Origin of the sequence: Rhodococcus qingshengii JCM 15477 (assembly GCF_023221595.1) — a bacterium.
GTDB classification, from domain to species: domain Bacteria; phylum Actinomycetota; class Actinomycetes; order Mycobacteriales; family Mycobacteriaceae; genus Rhodococcus_F; species Rhodococcus_F qingshengii.
Map to the genome: position 1 here is coordinate 1 of NZ_CP096566.1, position 13585 is coordinate 13585.

Sequence of the window (13585 nt, forward strand, 5' to 3'; positions counted from 1 at the left end):
CTCTACCGCCGAGCCTGTCGAACCGAATCGCCCCGCCCGTCGGCATGGACATACCGCCACCGGATAGGCACTGGCAAGATACGTTGGCGGCTGCAACATGTCCCGCTATCGAATAGGTGCCCCTTGCCCGCAGGCAAACCCTACGCAATGAAGTCCGGACGACCGGCCACCCGCACGTGTGCACTGGTTGGCATCGCTGTTGGACTAGCGGTGTACGTCGCCGCGTTCTTACTGAACTCGCCGAGCAACACCTGCAGAGGCGAGCTGCTGCCGCTTGAGTACAGCGCGACGCAGATGACGCAGTTGAACTTCAGCACCGAATGGGCCGGCCTCGTTGCGAGCCGGTGCGAAGCCACCCTCGTCAACGGCCCCCAGGCCGGCCTGGCCCTGTCCGAACGCGTCATCGAGTGGGGCCCGTCAGCGATCGCAGCGGCCGGACTCATCCTCGCAGGTCTCGGGCTGTGGCTCCTGGCCACGCCGCATGGCAACAAGTCCGCCTCTGAAACAGAAACAAGCTGGCCATTCCGCCCGCAGACATGACTACACGCCCAACAACATAGATCCGGCGCGGAACGCCGAGGCCGCAGCAGAGGCGTTGCACCACTGCTCCGGTAACCAGAAGTTATGTCAACTCGCCACTGTCTTCCCAATCTGGGCGGAATTGACTCGCAGCCACAAGAAGCTAGCGCACCCCATGGATACACGACGATGTTGGGCGCAACCTGACGAACAGGCACAATGATGCGCTGCCAATTCCGGAGCCTTGGCCGTTCCGGTTCGCCGCTATCCAGAACTCAATATAGAACGCCGAAGCGACGCTCCTTGACTTCCTCTAACTTGCGGAATATCACGAGGTGCCACTCCGGCCCTGAGCTTTTTGGCTTAGCTGACGTGCCGCGGAGTGCATAGTTCGTTCGTTCGACTTTCTTTTGATCGCGTAAATAAAGTCGGGCACCTCTGGCGACGAACACCGAAGCTCGTAGAGGCGGCTTTGCCACACCAGCAGATCTTGCGCGTTAATCGCCGCGGAGGATCTGACACGTTTTTCGATCGTCCGAGTTAGGTCGGCACGTTCTTTAGCTGCACGCCAAATTCCTGTAACGTGCTCGCCAATGTCAAGCAAGGCGGGCAATAAAGGTAGCAGAACGCCTGCAATGAACATTAACAGACTGAGTCCGACCAGGACACTGGCCGCAATTATACCGATGGTCCATAGCATGGTCACTATGCCCCAGACAATCGCGGTTGCCCTCATGAGCTGATTGGCATATGCAGCATTGGAACGCTGCGAGACTGCGACAGAAAGTGCCCCAGAATCAGCCTCTACCATTGGATACCACGCGACAAGTTTCTCTTTTCTCGCTACCTTCGGAATGGACTCATCTGGACCAGCAATCTTAGCAATTTCTTCCAACGTTGGAAGCGCAGATCGATCAATGCTTTCTGGCATACCGAAGACGAGAACATCGAACTGTTCTTGCACTGCGGCCGCACGGGCGGTCGTGGCAGCTTGGATAAGCTCAATCAGCGTTCTTCCCAGAAAGAGCCAGAGACCAGCGATCGCGCCAGCCCACACGGCCATGCCTGGGTTCAGAACAGACACGATCGGTGCGAACACTCCGATCACTGCCATGCCAAACCAGCGGAATGCAAGCCAGCGTTTGGCGCGACGATAAAGCCTGCGCTGTGCGATCAACAGTCGCAATGCTTCCAGAGTGTCCTGCGTCTTCAGCATCGCCGAACTTGCTGGGGGTGTGTAGTCGGAGTCAGGGATCATTTTTTACTTGTTAAAGAGGAGCTTTAACTGCTCAATCGACTTATTGTGCTCGCCAGCTTCTTCAAATTCCTTAGCGTTGTGCGCGCGCTTGACGGCGCGATTTAGTTTCGACATAGCATTCTCGCGATTCGAATCTGATGACACAGCCCCAAATCTGGAGCCCAACCCCGTAGGATCGTTCATTGCTGCCAGTTCGGCGTCCCGCATCTTCTTTAGGGTGAGATATAGATCCCAAAGCGGCGAGTACGCTGTCTCCCCATCCATGTGCTTTGCAGTACGCATTTCGAGATAGCAGGACGAGACCGGCACGTTGCGCTGGTATTTCCATACCTTGACTTGCCGAACGAGCCTTTTGACCGCGCCATTGTGTTTCGAATTCACGGCATTGACGTACTTGTTGTGTTCTTTTGGGTGCGTCAGCATCCATCCGCCGGCTGGGTTAGCAATCCAATAGCCGACTCCAGTCGACGAAGGGTACCCGGGGACAACTTCGACATCGCCATCCGAGAATCGGCAGACTACCGCTGGCTGTCGAATAACGATAAGGGTGCCATGGAATCGCAACTGCAGTTGCGTTTTGACTTTTTCGAGTGTTGTCAATGGCCCCAGGGGGCGCTCGCCTTTCAGTGAAACCAAGTAGTCGGCGTCGCTGTGATACCAGACGCCCGTGCCATGACGGAGCGATCCGATTTCGAACATCTGATGCACGCCGAGTTGAGCATTAAGTCTCGCCTCAATCGCGTACCGGTGGGAACTCGCATAGTCGAACTGTGTCGGGGACGGGGTGTAGTAGTCAGTTAGCTCACTTAGCCAGCCACGTGCGGTTGTCATCCCTGGTCCTCTCCCTGGGGCAAATCTGCGGTCGTCCTTTTTCCGTCACAGCCCATCTCAACCTAGCTAGAGAGTAGTGCCCCATAGAGTGGTGTAACTCGGTGGCCGAGATCGTGCTCGACTTCGTGTCGGCACGGACGTAGAGCGGCCACCGTGTGATCCTTCGAGTCAACCGTCTAAAGAATTCTCGAGGAGTCATCACGATGACCGCACCCCATATTGTCGACCCTGCAGGCCTGCTTGGCCAAGCCCTCGCCGACGCGTCACCTGATCTGATGCGCGAGCTCCTGGGAGACCATGATCAACGCGCTGCTGTCCGCCGATGCTGATGCTGTCTGCGGTGCCGAGTGGAATGCCCGCTCAGCTGAGCGCACCAACTACCGAAATGGCTACCGCCACCGACCGCTGGACACCCGCGTCGGCACCGTCGACGTCGCCATCCCCAAGCTGCGCTCGGGCAGCTACTTCCCCGAGTGGCTGCTCGAGCGCCGCAAGCGGGCCGAATCCGCCCTGATTACCGTCGTGGCGGACTGCTACCTAGCTGGAGTCTCCACCCGCCGGATGGACAAGCTGGTCAAAACCCTGGGCATCGACTCACTGTCCAAGTCGCAGGTCTCCCGCATGGCCGCCGACCTGGACGAGCAAGTCGCCGCGTTCCGGCACCGCCGGCTGGACGAGGCCGGACCGTTCACGTTCGTCACCGCCGATGCGCTGACGATCAAGGTCCGGGAGAACAAGCAGGTCGTGAAAGCTTCGGTCTTGCTGGCCACCGGGGTCAATGGCGACGGCCACCGCGAGGTGCTGGGTATGCAGGTCGCGACCAGTGAGACCAAGGCCTCGTGGAACACCTTCTTCGCCGACCTGGTCGCCCGCGGCCTGGGCGGGGTTCGACTGGTGACCTCCGATGCCCACGCCGGTCTGGTCGAGGCGATCGCGGCGAACCTGCCGGGCGCCGCCTGGCAGCGCTGCCGCACTCACTATGCCGCCAACCTCATGGCCACCTGCCCTAAGAGCATGTGGCCGGCGGTGAAAGCGATGCTGCACAGCGTCTATGACCAGCCCACCGCTGAGGCCGTCAATGCCCAGTTCGACCGGCTGTTGGAGTACACCGAAGGCCGACTGCCCGACGTCGCCGACCACCTCGGCGACGCCCGCGAAGACCTGCTCGCCTTCACTGCGTTCCCCGACGACGTGTGGCGACAGATCTGGTCCAACAATCCCACCGAACGGCTCAACCGCGAGATCCGCCGCCGCACCGACGTGGTCGGGATCTTTCCCAACCGCGATGCCATCGTCCGCCTCATCGGAGCCGTCCTGGCCGAGCAGACCGACGAATGGGCCGAAGAACGCCGCTACCTCGGCTTGGAAGTCCTCAACCGCTGCCGACTCACCCTGACCGCCAACCCCGACACCGGCCCGACGACGGAGGTGACCACCGATCCGCTGATGCAACTACCCGCCTGACCACCAACGAAGGATCAAAAACCAGTTACACCACTACCAGGGGCTTGACCAGCTAGAGCCCATGCCCCGCGGTCGCTTATCGGTACACCTCGCGCTAGCCCTGGTTAGCTGCGCGAAGTCGCCATCCCATCTATCAAGCCGTGGACTCAGCCCATCTTGATAGACCAGCACTTGACCTGCTCTCGACGATCGCCTGTTTCCCGGGCCGCCGCCCCAGGAAGGTCTAACAAGGTTCCTACGACCGGTGAGGTTGCTGGAGGGGCGTTCCGGCCGAGTCGGACGCCAATTACGCTTCGCCTTGTCGCGTTTGACGATCCTCCATTACGACGCACCCTGGAGGGGCATGATCGGAAGGCTCCGAGCCAGTCCGGTCGTCCCGTAGATATGTCGCGCCAGCGAGTTGCGGTGAGCAGGATCATTCGCGACAGAGGACTGAAGTCATCGGTACAGGTCGCCCCAAAGTGCTGCCCATTGCTCGGGGCGAAGATCACGTGGAAGGGCGCGTGAGTTGATTTCTGCTTTCCTCAGCGTGTCTCGGATGTGGTTGCGCGGCGCTCGTGTGGCCCGCTGCACGATGCGCTCAAGACTTCCGCCGCGGCCGATGAATATCGCGCGCACGAACCGCTCGTACGCATGTCGTTCCACAACGGGAACCAATGGAGTGGGGCGGCGGATGATGTGGATAATGCCACCGTCCACGCCTGGCCTCGGATGGAAGGCCGTGGATGGCACGCGTCCGTGCAGGGCGAAAGTGAACCAGGGTGCGGTCTGAGCAGTCAGCAATGTGGAGCCCCCGACGCCGGCACGTCTGCGAGCCACTTCCCATTGGGTGAGCAGCACAGCCTGCTGCCACGTCCCGGTGGTGAGCAGCCGGCGCAGGATCGGCGTCGTGATGTGGAACGGAACGTTTCCAACGATTACCGGGGTGGTGAGCGGGTAAGCGAGGACGTCGGCCCGTTTGACCACCACACCGGGCATGCGCTGGCGCAGCTTAGCAACCCGGTGCTCGTCGATGTCGATCGCGGTAAGCGGCCTCTGAAGGCGTGCCAGGTGCCGAGTAAGTGCGCCACTGCCGGAACCGATTTCTAGAATCGGCCCCTGCGTAGCTGCGACGATTGCGGCAATCTTTTCGAGGGTGGGGCCATGAACGAGAAAGTTCTGGCCAAGTTCGTGTCGGCCGCCATGGGTTGAACGGGGCATGATCGCGCTCCAAGAATTGAACGGGAGCGCCTCGAGAACAGGCAGGTCAAGACCGAGAAAGTGGGTACGCAGAGGTGCCGTTCCGAGACGCATGAGGTCTCTCGGACGGACGACGCGCTAAAGCGTTCAGCGAAGCGCGCCGTCAGGCGCGGCGGTCGCGAACAGCAAGCGAGTACGCCGCAGCGAACCCGCAAATCAAATTGCCCATGAACGAGAGCATAGCAGCATCCGTCGGCGTGTCCACGGTCGGCGCCAAACGGACAACACGACCGGCCCTGCCGTCTCTTCTACCTACAGTTTTGCGCGACAGCGGAGCGGGAACCGAGCATTGCTCCGGTTGTGAAGTCTGACGGCTGTATGGCTTCACTCCTGCCCGCTCTCCGACGGTAATTGTCCGCCGGTTGACCAGGCATCGGATCAACGGCCAGGAGACAGTCGGACGCTCTCAGTAGCCCCGTCGGCGTACGTCACTTTCACGTCGACGCCGTCCGTTCGGGCGTCCCCGTGGAGCTCGTCACCGGGCATCCACAGTGCGAACCGCTCTTCTCCTACGGTGGCCACGACGTCGCCGTAGCGCTCACTGTGGTATCGAACCCCGACGACGTCGTCACCCGAGTATCCGACGATCGTTGACAGGTCCCCCTGGGATCCTTGTGAACTTCCCCCGATACTGAACGGCTGGATCGCGCGTGGGTCCAAGGGCATGACGTCTCTGGTGCCGAGCCCGGCGGAGGCTGGTCCGCGCTGCCCCCAGGTGCATGTCGCGGTGAGTCCGTCGTCTCCGGCGAGCACGACGGTGGTCCAGGAGCCCCGTTTTTCTGCAACGGTGCTGCGATTGGTTCCCAACCGCATGTGTGCCGGGTTGGTGCAGCCGGCGAAATCGCATTGATGGCACAACACCGCATCGTCGGTGTTGGACCACCCCAACCTCGAGATGACACCGTATTCGAGCTGGTAGGGGAACAAATGCGCCGGCACGGTCCCGCGGCGGGACGGCCCGGGCAGACTCGCCGCCCGGAACGAACCATGCCCGGTCGACGACACCCCGCCGATCCACGGCCAGCACTGATCCCGGCGGCGAAAGCGTTTGGATTCGAACCGAGAAATGACGGCAGGATCGTCGAGCCAAGAACGCCACAGACGTTCGGGAATGCGTACAGGCTGGGGCTGACCGATCAACGTCATCTGGAACGCCGGTGGCGCGGGAGTGCTGTCGGGCATGCCGGGCAGCGGCAATGGAGCATCGTTGACGAACGTCATCGCCTGCTCCTGACACTCGATCCGGACTGTTACCCGAGCTGACTGTAAGAAGGTGCACCGACAGAACCTGTCCCGCGCAGCGGCATCGCATGAACGCCGGTAACAGCTCCAGCAGACCCGCTGAACCGCACCACAGCGCCGAAGGCGGAGGCCCATCGCAGTAGCGATGGAATGGTTCTTCTGCATTTGGCAGAAGACCGGCAAATCAAAAGACGTGACGAAGCAGGTCCTCGTTTGCGGCGTAAAGGGCGTAGTCAGATCGAGTCGGCTGCCGCTCGGGACGGAGATTGTCATTTGTCAGGTCATGAGGTAGGTCAGCGGCAGCTCTCTACCCAACAAGGCCGTCGCTGTCGTCCTCTTCGTCTCGGTGCACCCAGTCGCGGTGCGCATCCTCGTCGAAGTCCTCATAGTTGTCTTCGCGTTCGTCGTCGTCGTCCACCTCGTAGTCGATCGCGAGCGGATCAGGCGCGTCGTCGATCGACGTGAGCTCGTAGGTGTGTCGGGTGTATCCCTCGTCTCCGGGTGGATAGGATGTGACAACCTTGAACACAGCTCGTGCTTGGTTCTGGTTGTCGAGCAATCGCGCTACCTTGGCCTGGATCGTTTCGGGTACCGCGGCCTTGAACGAATCGCCCTCTTCGGGGATGAACGTCATCTTGGCCTCGGACCAGGTCCACCCGTCAACCACGCCAATCACCACGTGCCCATATGTCACGTCGGCGTTGGTCGCGCTCGCCACAGATACGAGACGCTGAGCGCCCGCTCCGGTCAGCGTGACGTCAGAACGACGCCCGTCACCGCGTCGCAACTCGCCGGCCACTGACCACTGCCCCTCAACAACTGCTTGCGCCATGAGACGCAGCGCATTCCTCGCGCCGCCCTGGAGCCGCTGAAGAGAGTCATCGAGCGCGCCGTCGTCTGGTCCGGCGGCCTCTGCGAGCGCTATAACCTTCACGACCGTATTCAGCGCATCGCCCTCAACCGTGTCCGCTTCAGACATTGGATCAATTGCCGCATTCTTCTTCTTGACGACCGGCATGGGCGATCGAAAAACAACGCGCACCGACCCCGGGGCGGGTGCGAGCACCTGCAAATTAGCGGAATACTGCACTCTCTTGGTCGAAGACTTCACGACCTCCTTGACGGCGATGGCTGTCCTCGAGATGAATTTCCCGAACCACTCGGCACCGGTCTCGTGGCCTACCACTCCCTCGCCTGAGAGATGGAGATCAAGCTCCGTCCGACGTCCGGACTGGAGCGCACGGAGGGCCGGCACCAAGTCAGGTCGGCTCTCGGCAGACGTCGCCAACGACATCCGACTCAACTGCGATAGCAACGAATCCCCGGATGTCGCGTTCCATGCTTCGCGAAGGTACTGCTCATGTGGTTGTTGATTCATGGTGCAATCACCTCCACGTAGCCTTTCCGGACACCCTCAACCGGCTCCTTCGACTCATCCGTCACGGTTGACCAAAAGTCGCTCCAATAGCGCGTGACAGCCGGGTCGTTCCTGTCCGCGATGAACCCGTCGACCAACCCGCCCATGGGTTGGATTCGTATCCCATTCTCCGCCGTCCGAGTCAGAAGGGGGAAGAGCCTCGATTGGTCTACTCCGACGACGTCACTATGGCTCACGAGGATGACTACATCGATGTCCTTCGGCTCCCAGGCCTTGTGGGTCACGAAACCTCCATCCACCCACAACCTCGCTTCCGGCAGGATCTCCCAGACCTGCTCCGCGTAAAGCTCGAAGGCTTGCAGGAGGGTGTCCCGGCGGGTCGAGTGAGGAGCCCCATCGACGAACCGCAGCCTGAGGTCCTTCGCGGAACCCCGGTGAATTCCCTCCGGCAACCTCCCCGCGGCATTCAGCATGGGAAGCCGACAGCCGTCCGCGTTCAACTCAACCCCTTTGCTGCAGTGACTTAGACGAATGATTGCATACCGTACGTTCCGGTATCGGAGATCGGTCCCGTTTCTCAGCCAAGTTGAATGCTCTCCCACGGCACCCACATACCGGAGCCACACTGCAGCTCCCGAAGACCCCAAACCGCCACGCCGAAACGCGAACACAACCTCGATCCAACTGACAACTCTCCAGACAGAGAAATGGCCCGACTCAGGGTCAGGCCATCTCTCAGCTCAATGGCCGGGCGCCTGCCCGGCGGCCGGCCACCGTCGGTGTCCCCCGAAATGAACTCCGCTGCGCTCCGTTCTGTGAAAAACATTGATTTGTTTTCCTTAACGTCTTTGAGGGGCGGTTTCCGGTTGTTGCTCGTAGGTTCGGAGCTGCCTGGGGACGCTGCGGTATGGCTTATTTGTTTTCGCTGTTCGTATGGCCGGAAGTGAGTGGCCGCCGCGGTGTTCTCGACGACTCGACTGCTTATTGAGAGATGCGACTCGATCGCTGTTTAAGGACACGACAGAGAGGTCGTCCACCCAGGTGCAAGCCCGATCCATGACGGAACGAGAGTGAAAGGGAGCGCTCGTGAGGCAACTATGGGCAGGAATCGATGCAGGCAAAGCGCACCACCACTGTGTGGTGATCGACAGCGAGGGAACGCGATTGCTTTCGCATCGCGTCGCCAACGACGAAACCGAACTCAGCGATTTGATCGACGACGCCCTCTGCCTCTCGGGTGGAGGTGTGGTGACGTGGGCGGTGGATCTCAACAACGGTGGTGCTGCATTGCTGATCGCGCTGATGGCCGAACGAGAGCAACGGTTGCACTACATCCCAGGCCGGGTGGTCCATCACGCCGCTGGTGGCTATCGCGGGGACAGCAAGACCGACGCGAAGGACGCCGCGATTATCGCCGATCAGGCGCGGATGCGCCGCGACCTGCACCCGATGCGGGCCGGCGACGAGATCAGTATCGAACTGGGCATTCTGACCTCGAGGCGTACCGATCTGATGCGAGACCGTACCCGCACCATCAACCGACTCCGTGCACTACTGGGCACCTACTTTCCGGCCCTCGAGCGGGCGTTGGACATCAGCAACGTCAAAGCGACGTTGATCTTGCTCTCGGGCTATCAGACGCCGGACGGGATCCGCAGGCTCGGCCAGGCACGGTTGCAGGCATGGCTGCGGAAACGTAAGGCCTACAACGCCACCCAGATCGCAGCGAAGGCGATCGCCGCGGCGCAGTCACAACATGTGAGAGTTGCCGGCCAGGACGTAGCAGCGACCACGGTCGCGAAATTAGCGGTGCAGGTCATGAACATCGATGCGGAGATGGCCGAGCTCGATCGTGATATCGAGGAACGGTTCCGCAGTCATCATCATGCGGAGGTGATCGAGTCGATGCCCGGTTTCGGGCCGGTACTCGGGGCGGAAGTGCTCGCCGCCACCGGCGGCGATTTCACCGCATTCGGGACCGCGGACCGATTGGCCGGGATCGCTGGACTTGCCCCGGTACCACGTGATTCGGGTCGGGTGAGCGGAAATCTGCGGCGCCCACGCCGATACGATCGTCGACTGTTGCGGGCGTTCTATCTCTCCGCGCAGTTGAGCGTTCGAAGTTGCGTGCCGTCGCAGACCTACTACGCGCGTAAACGTGCGGAAGGGAAACGGCACACCCAAGCCGTTCTGGCGTTGGCCCGGCGGCGGTTGAATGTGTTGTGGGCGATGCTCCGCGACAACGCGGTCTATCGGCCGGAGCCGACTGTTGCATCGGCCGCCTGAGTAACAGATCCATGCGGAGACGGTGCACAGCCCGAGTCAATCCAAGACGGTGGAAAGCTGCCCGTCCGGGGCGGTGAAGAGTCGACTGCCCAGAGTGGCGATCGCCTCCATGTCGCCGGGGGTTCCCGGTTGCCAGGGCAGCACCAGTCGATCCTTGGCTTTGTCGACGTAACGCGGAATCACGTGCAGGTGGAAATGGAACACTGTCTGCCAGGCGTCGGCGCCGCAGCAGTTGAGCAGGTTCACCCCGTCTGCACCGAATTCCGCGACCGCTGCCTTCGCGATTCGCTGCGCGGCCAGAGTGACATCGGTCAGGTCCTCGGCCGGGATCTCGAACAGATCTTTACTGTGCTGCTTGGGAATAACCAGTATGTGACCGTCCGAGCCCGGATTGATGTCCATGAAGGCATACGTCGTCTCGTCCTCGGCCACTTTCACGCTCGGGACTGTGCCGGCAACGATGCCGCAGAACAGGCAATGATCGCTCATGGCCACGGAGTTTAGCCTCAGCAACATGGGCGCGGCCCTCTCAACCGCAGTTTGGGCCGTAGATCAGACCGCACTGCGGGCGTCACTGGGATGAGCTGATTTCAGTTCTGGCTATCCGGTCCACGCGATGCGTGTCCAGTTGGAGCGACTCGGTCACGGGGTGTGAGAGTTGGCTTGCAACACACACTGCCTGAGTCGCCAGGTGCGGTCAGGTTCCCATTCGAGCGCTCCGTTGTCTGTCGTCCAGTACCAGCCGTCGTGGAACGCTTTCGAGGTGGTCAGGCTGTCGGCGAGATCGGTCAGCATGGCGCTGATCGAGACCCACTGTGGTCCAGGCTCGTCCGCTCCCGTCTTATCGAATTCGGTCACGCAGCCGTGCATGGGTCCAGGTCGGGTGTCAACGCACAAAAAGTTGCTGTCGAGTCCCGCGAAGGGGACGAAAGCCGGAATGAAGGTGTCGGCTTGAAATCCAGCCTCGGCAGGCGCGTCAACAGGCCCACCGCCGTACAAGCGAGCACTCTCGTCCCAAATCCGAGTCGATGACTCCCAATGCCAGATGGCATCGTCCAACGTGAGAAACGCGAAACGGTGGAGCAACCCCAGCAACCGGTCGTCGGAAACTCCGTCGACCAAGGTGTAAAGCTCGATCAACTCGGCCGGCCAACTTTGTCCCGTCTTCGCCATCGCGGCATCGACACTGTCGCGGTCGGCTCCAGTGATCGTCGTGCCGGGAAAGTGGACTCGCAGCCAATCGGAGATCCGGCTCCACTGATCACGAACCGAACCCGCCGTCGTTGAATGCACGGCGCTTCGCGCGTGCGAAGAACCCTCGATCATCGCCTCGACAGCAGCGCGGCGCTGTGCGTTCTCTTCCTCGGTGACACACCTGCGGATATCGGCTTCGAGTTCAGCGCGGTCAAGACTCTGATCGCCGAATCCTGGCACACGGGCATGTGCGCTTCCCAAGGACACCCAGATCATCGGCCGCGATCCGTCCTCGGACACAGCCAACTGCACGCCTTCCTCGGCGATCTGCGCGATCGCAGCATCATCACCAACGACGTAACCATCGCGTAGGAGAACCTCGCCGGAACCCGAGCCTGGCCGAGCAACCGCCCAATAGGTCACGGAGCACTCTCTTTCATCTTCATCCGATGCTGGAAATCGATTATTCGTTCTGAGAGATTGTCTCAGTCAAGCGGGGCGACACGGTCAGGCACCTTTTCGTTACTAGTAGCGGACGCGTTCGGGGCATTTGCCCCGCGCCGCGTGCCGCGCCGGAGATGGGAACGGCCTTCGGCCGTGCTTGACAAAAGCTATTGAGATTCACTTCTGGCCTTCCGATTCTCGTCGGCGGTGACCTGCGCGCAACCCCTGGCGGCGCAAGCGCCGGCCGATGGCTCCGAGAAAATTTTCGCCACTCGCAAGCTCCCGTCAAAATTTTCTCGGCCCAGGGGTGGCACTCCGGCCCCCTCGTGCCGACGCGATTCTCCTTTGCCAGAAGGCGAAAAAATTGGCGGGGCACGAGGCCCGGTCACTTTCACAGCAAGGGGAACAACATGCAGAACATCCGTTTGAGGGCCGCCACCGACGTTTTGGCCGCAATCCCGGCATTGCTCGGATTCGTGCCCGTCAATTCCGTCGTGATGATCGCTCTCACCGGATCACCGGCCACGCTCGCGTTCGTTGCGCGCACCGATGTCATCGGTGCCGACGCTGGCGCCGACTACAGCACTGCACTCGAGCAAGCGGCAGTCACGTCCGTTATCTGGGTTGTCGTCGGCGCCGGTCCGGTAGCCGCCGCCGGACTCGATCAGATCGAGGCAGCCCAGCGCGAGCTCGACAGCAGGGGAATCCGCAGCGTCCGCACCCTTGTCGCCGAGTCTCTCGAAATCGGAGCGGAGTGGTTCGACACCAACGGCGAGGAGAGCGGCCGCACCGCCGACCCGATCCTGTCGGAGGTCAGCATGAACCGAATCATGAGCGGACGTCAGACGTCGAGCAGCCGCGCCGAGATCGAAGCCCGTTACCGCGAGGACACGGCCGCCGACATGGACGCAGCCCGCGCCGCCGCAGCCGAGCAGGGCGAGGACTTCGCACGAAACACGATCACGGAAATCGCCGCAGTCGTGCGCAATTTCGAGGTTCCCAGTCTCGACCTCGCCGCCCGCGCCGGATTGTGCGCGGCAGCGGACCCGCATCACCGCGATGCCATGATCGGAATCGTCACGATCAGCCCGCAAGCCGCAGCGGACGCCTTCGGAACCATCGCCGCGCACCTACGCGGAAACTATCGAGTCCAGGCCCTCACCCTTGCCGGGTTGGCCGCATACGTCGACGGCGACGGAGTCGCCGCCGGAATTGCGCTCGACGCTGCTGGCGCTATCGGCGTCGACCCCAGCCTCACGACGTTGCTCAAGCTGCTCGACGCGTCCCGCACGGCCGGAATCAAGCCGGAGGCGATCGCCGAACTTGCCACCATCGGCGTCGAGGTGGCGCGTTCGATGGGAATCGACCTCGACACCGAATAGCCGATCGGACAAAAACGCGGCCCCGACTCAACTCGAGAGAGTCGGGGCCGCCCCCGTACGTGGTGGTGGTTGCTCGGGCATCGAGCCCTTACAACCACTGCGCCGCACTGCGCGGACCGGCGAACCGAGCCGCGTCGTGCGTCGGTCAGTGGAAGAGCTCGTCCGGATCGCCCGCCGCCGGAAACGCGATGTCGATACGCGGAATCTGCGCAACCGACGTTCCGGTCAGACCTTCGACGACCGCAACGAGATCCGCGTCGGTGATCTTTTGCGTGTGCTTCGTTGCCTGGTATGCCGCCGCTTCCACTGCGGACCGCTCCCGCGGAGTGAAGTTCTCGCTCATTTTCT

Annotated in this window: 11 protein-coding genes and 2 pseudogenes; 4 read left to right on the forward strand and 9 right to left on the reverse strand. The window is 61.6% G+C overall.

What is annotated here, in order from left to right:
* Window positions 1-147: 147 nt before the first annotated feature.
* Complete coding sequence (locus M0639_RS30585) at window positions 148-540, forward strand: hypothetical protein (protein WP_064233877.1); 393 nt, start codon at window positions 148-150, stop codon at window positions 538-540.
* A 307-nt stretch (window positions 541-847) separates the two neighbouring features.
* On the opposite strand, the gene M0639_RS30590 is transcribed toward M0639_RS30585, so the two are convergent.
* On the reverse strand, window positions 848-1735 hold the full coding sequence (locus M0639_RS30590) for an S-4TM family putative pore-forming effector (RefSeq protein WP_082893345.1): 888 nt from the start codon (window positions 1733-1735) through the stop codon (window positions 848-850).
* A 45-nt stretch (window positions 1736-1780) separates the two neighbouring features.
* Window positions 1781-2608 carry an SMODS domain-containing nucleotidyltransferase gene (locus M0639_RS30595; RefSeq protein WP_064075715.1) on the reverse strand — a complete coding sequence of 276 codons (828 nt, stop codon included), beginning with the start codon at window positions 2606-2608 and terminating at the stop codon, window positions 1781-1783.
* Between the two features lie 203 nt (window positions 2609-2811).
* Between M0639_RS30595 and M0639_RS30600 the strand changes: the two are divergent.
* Window positions 2812-4072, forward strand: a pseudogene (locus tag M0639_RS30600) (IS256 family transposase).
* A 438-nt stretch (window positions 4073-4510) separates the two neighbouring features.
* Here M0639_RS30600 and erm read toward each other — a convergent pair.
* The 4 genes and pseudogenes from erm to M0639_RS30620 form a co-directional block, all read right to left on the reverse strand.
* The gene (gene erm, locus M0639_RS30605; RefSeq protein WP_064075719.1) at window positions 4511-5272 is read right to left on the reverse strand and encodes a 23S ribosomal RNA methyltransferase Erm; all 762 of its coding nucleotides are present in this window, start codon (window positions 5270-5272) and stop codon (window positions 4511-4513) included.
* Window positions 5273-6088: 816 nt separating this feature from the next.
* Window positions 6089-6532, reverse strand: a pseudogene (locus tag M0639_RS30610) (hypothetical protein); the annotation flags it as partial.
* Window positions 6533-6860: 328 nt separating this feature from the next.
* Window positions 6861-7811 carry a hypothetical protein gene (locus tag M0639_RS30615; RefSeq protein ID WP_156667381.1) on the reverse strand — a complete coding sequence of 317 codons (951 nt, stop codon included), beginning with the start codon at window positions 7809-7811 and terminating at the stop codon, window positions 6861-6863.
* Window positions 7812-7927: 116 nt separating this feature from the next.
* Window positions 7928-8431 (reverse strand): DUF6932 family protein, encoded by a 504-nt coding sequence (locus tag M0639_RS30620; RefSeq protein ID WP_156525123.1) that lies wholly within the window; start codon window positions 8429-8431, stop codon window positions 7928-7930.
* 586 nt (window positions 8432-9017) lie between these two features.
* On the opposite strand from M0639_RS30620, the gene M0639_RS30625 reads away from it, so the two are divergent.
* Window positions 9018-10217 (forward strand): IS110 family RNA-guided transposase, encoded by a 1200-nt coding sequence (locus M0639_RS30625; RefSeq protein ID WP_196232054.1) that lies wholly within the window; start codon window positions 9018-9020, stop codon window positions 10215-10217.
* A gap of 36 nt (window positions 10218-10253) precedes the next feature.
* On the opposite strand, the gene M0639_RS30630 is transcribed toward M0639_RS30625, so the two are convergent.
* Both M0639_RS30630 and M0639_RS30635 read right to left on the reverse strand, forming a co-directional pair.
* The gene (locus tag M0639_RS30630) at window positions 10254-10706 is read right to left on the reverse strand and encodes an HIT family protein (protein WP_024488120.1); all 453 of its coding nucleotides are present in this window, start codon (window positions 10704-10706) and stop codon (window positions 10254-10256) included.
* Window positions 10707-10859: 153 nt separating this feature from the next.
* Window positions 10860-11834, reverse strand: a complete 975-nt coding sequence (locus tag M0639_RS30635) for an SMI1/KNR4 family protein (protein WP_024488119.1) — start codon at window positions 11832-11834, stop codon at window positions 10860-10862.
* A gap of 431 nt (window positions 11835-12265) precedes the next feature.
* Here M0639_RS30635 and M0639_RS30640 point away from each other — a divergent pair, with 431 nt between their 5' ends.
* Complete coding sequence (locus M0639_RS30640; RefSeq protein ID WP_064074513.1) at window positions 12266-13237, forward strand: DUF4192 domain-containing protein; 972 nt, start codon at window positions 12266-12268, stop codon at window positions 13235-13237.
* A gap of 145 nt (window positions 13238-13382) precedes the next feature.
* Here the strand turns inward: M0639_RS30640 and M0639_RS30645 are convergent, their stop codons facing one another.
* Window positions 13383-13580, reverse strand: coding sequence for a hypothetical protein (locus M0639_RS30645; protein WP_054801757.1), 198 nt, complete (start codon window positions 13578-13580; stop codon window positions 13383-13385).
* Window positions 13581-13585: the final 5 nt, after the last annotated feature.

Excerpts from the sequence above, each read along its gene's own strand:
- M0639_RS30640 (WP_064074513.1), top strand. The coding sequence starts at position 12,266 with ATGCAGAACATCCGTTTGAGGGCCGCCACCGACGTTTTGGCCGCAATC.
- M0639_RS30590 (WP_082893345.1), bottom strand. The coding sequence starts at position 1,735 with ATGCTGAAGACGCAGGACACTCTGGAAGCATTGCGACTGTTGATCGCA.
- M0639_RS30595 (WP_064075715.1), bottom strand. The coding sequence starts at position 2,608 with ATGACAACCGCACGTGGCTGGCTAAGTGAGCTAACTGACTACTACACC.
- M0639_RS30645 (WP_054801757.1), bottom strand. The coding sequence starts at position 13,580 with ATGAGCGAGAACTTCACTCCGCGGGAGCGGTCCGCAGTGGAAGCGGCG.
- M0639_RS30630 (WP_024488120.1), bottom strand. The coding sequence starts at position 10,706 with ATGAGCGATCATTGCCTGTTCTGCGGCATCGTTGCCGGCACAGTCCCG.
- erm (WP_064075719.1), bottom strand. The coding sequence starts at position 5,272 with ATGCCCCGTTCAACCCATGGCGGCCGACACGAACTTGGCCAGAACTTT.
- M0639_RS30585 (WP_064233877.1), top strand. The coding sequence starts at position 148 with ATGAAGTCCGGACGACCGGCCACCCGCACGTGTGCACTGGTTGGCATC.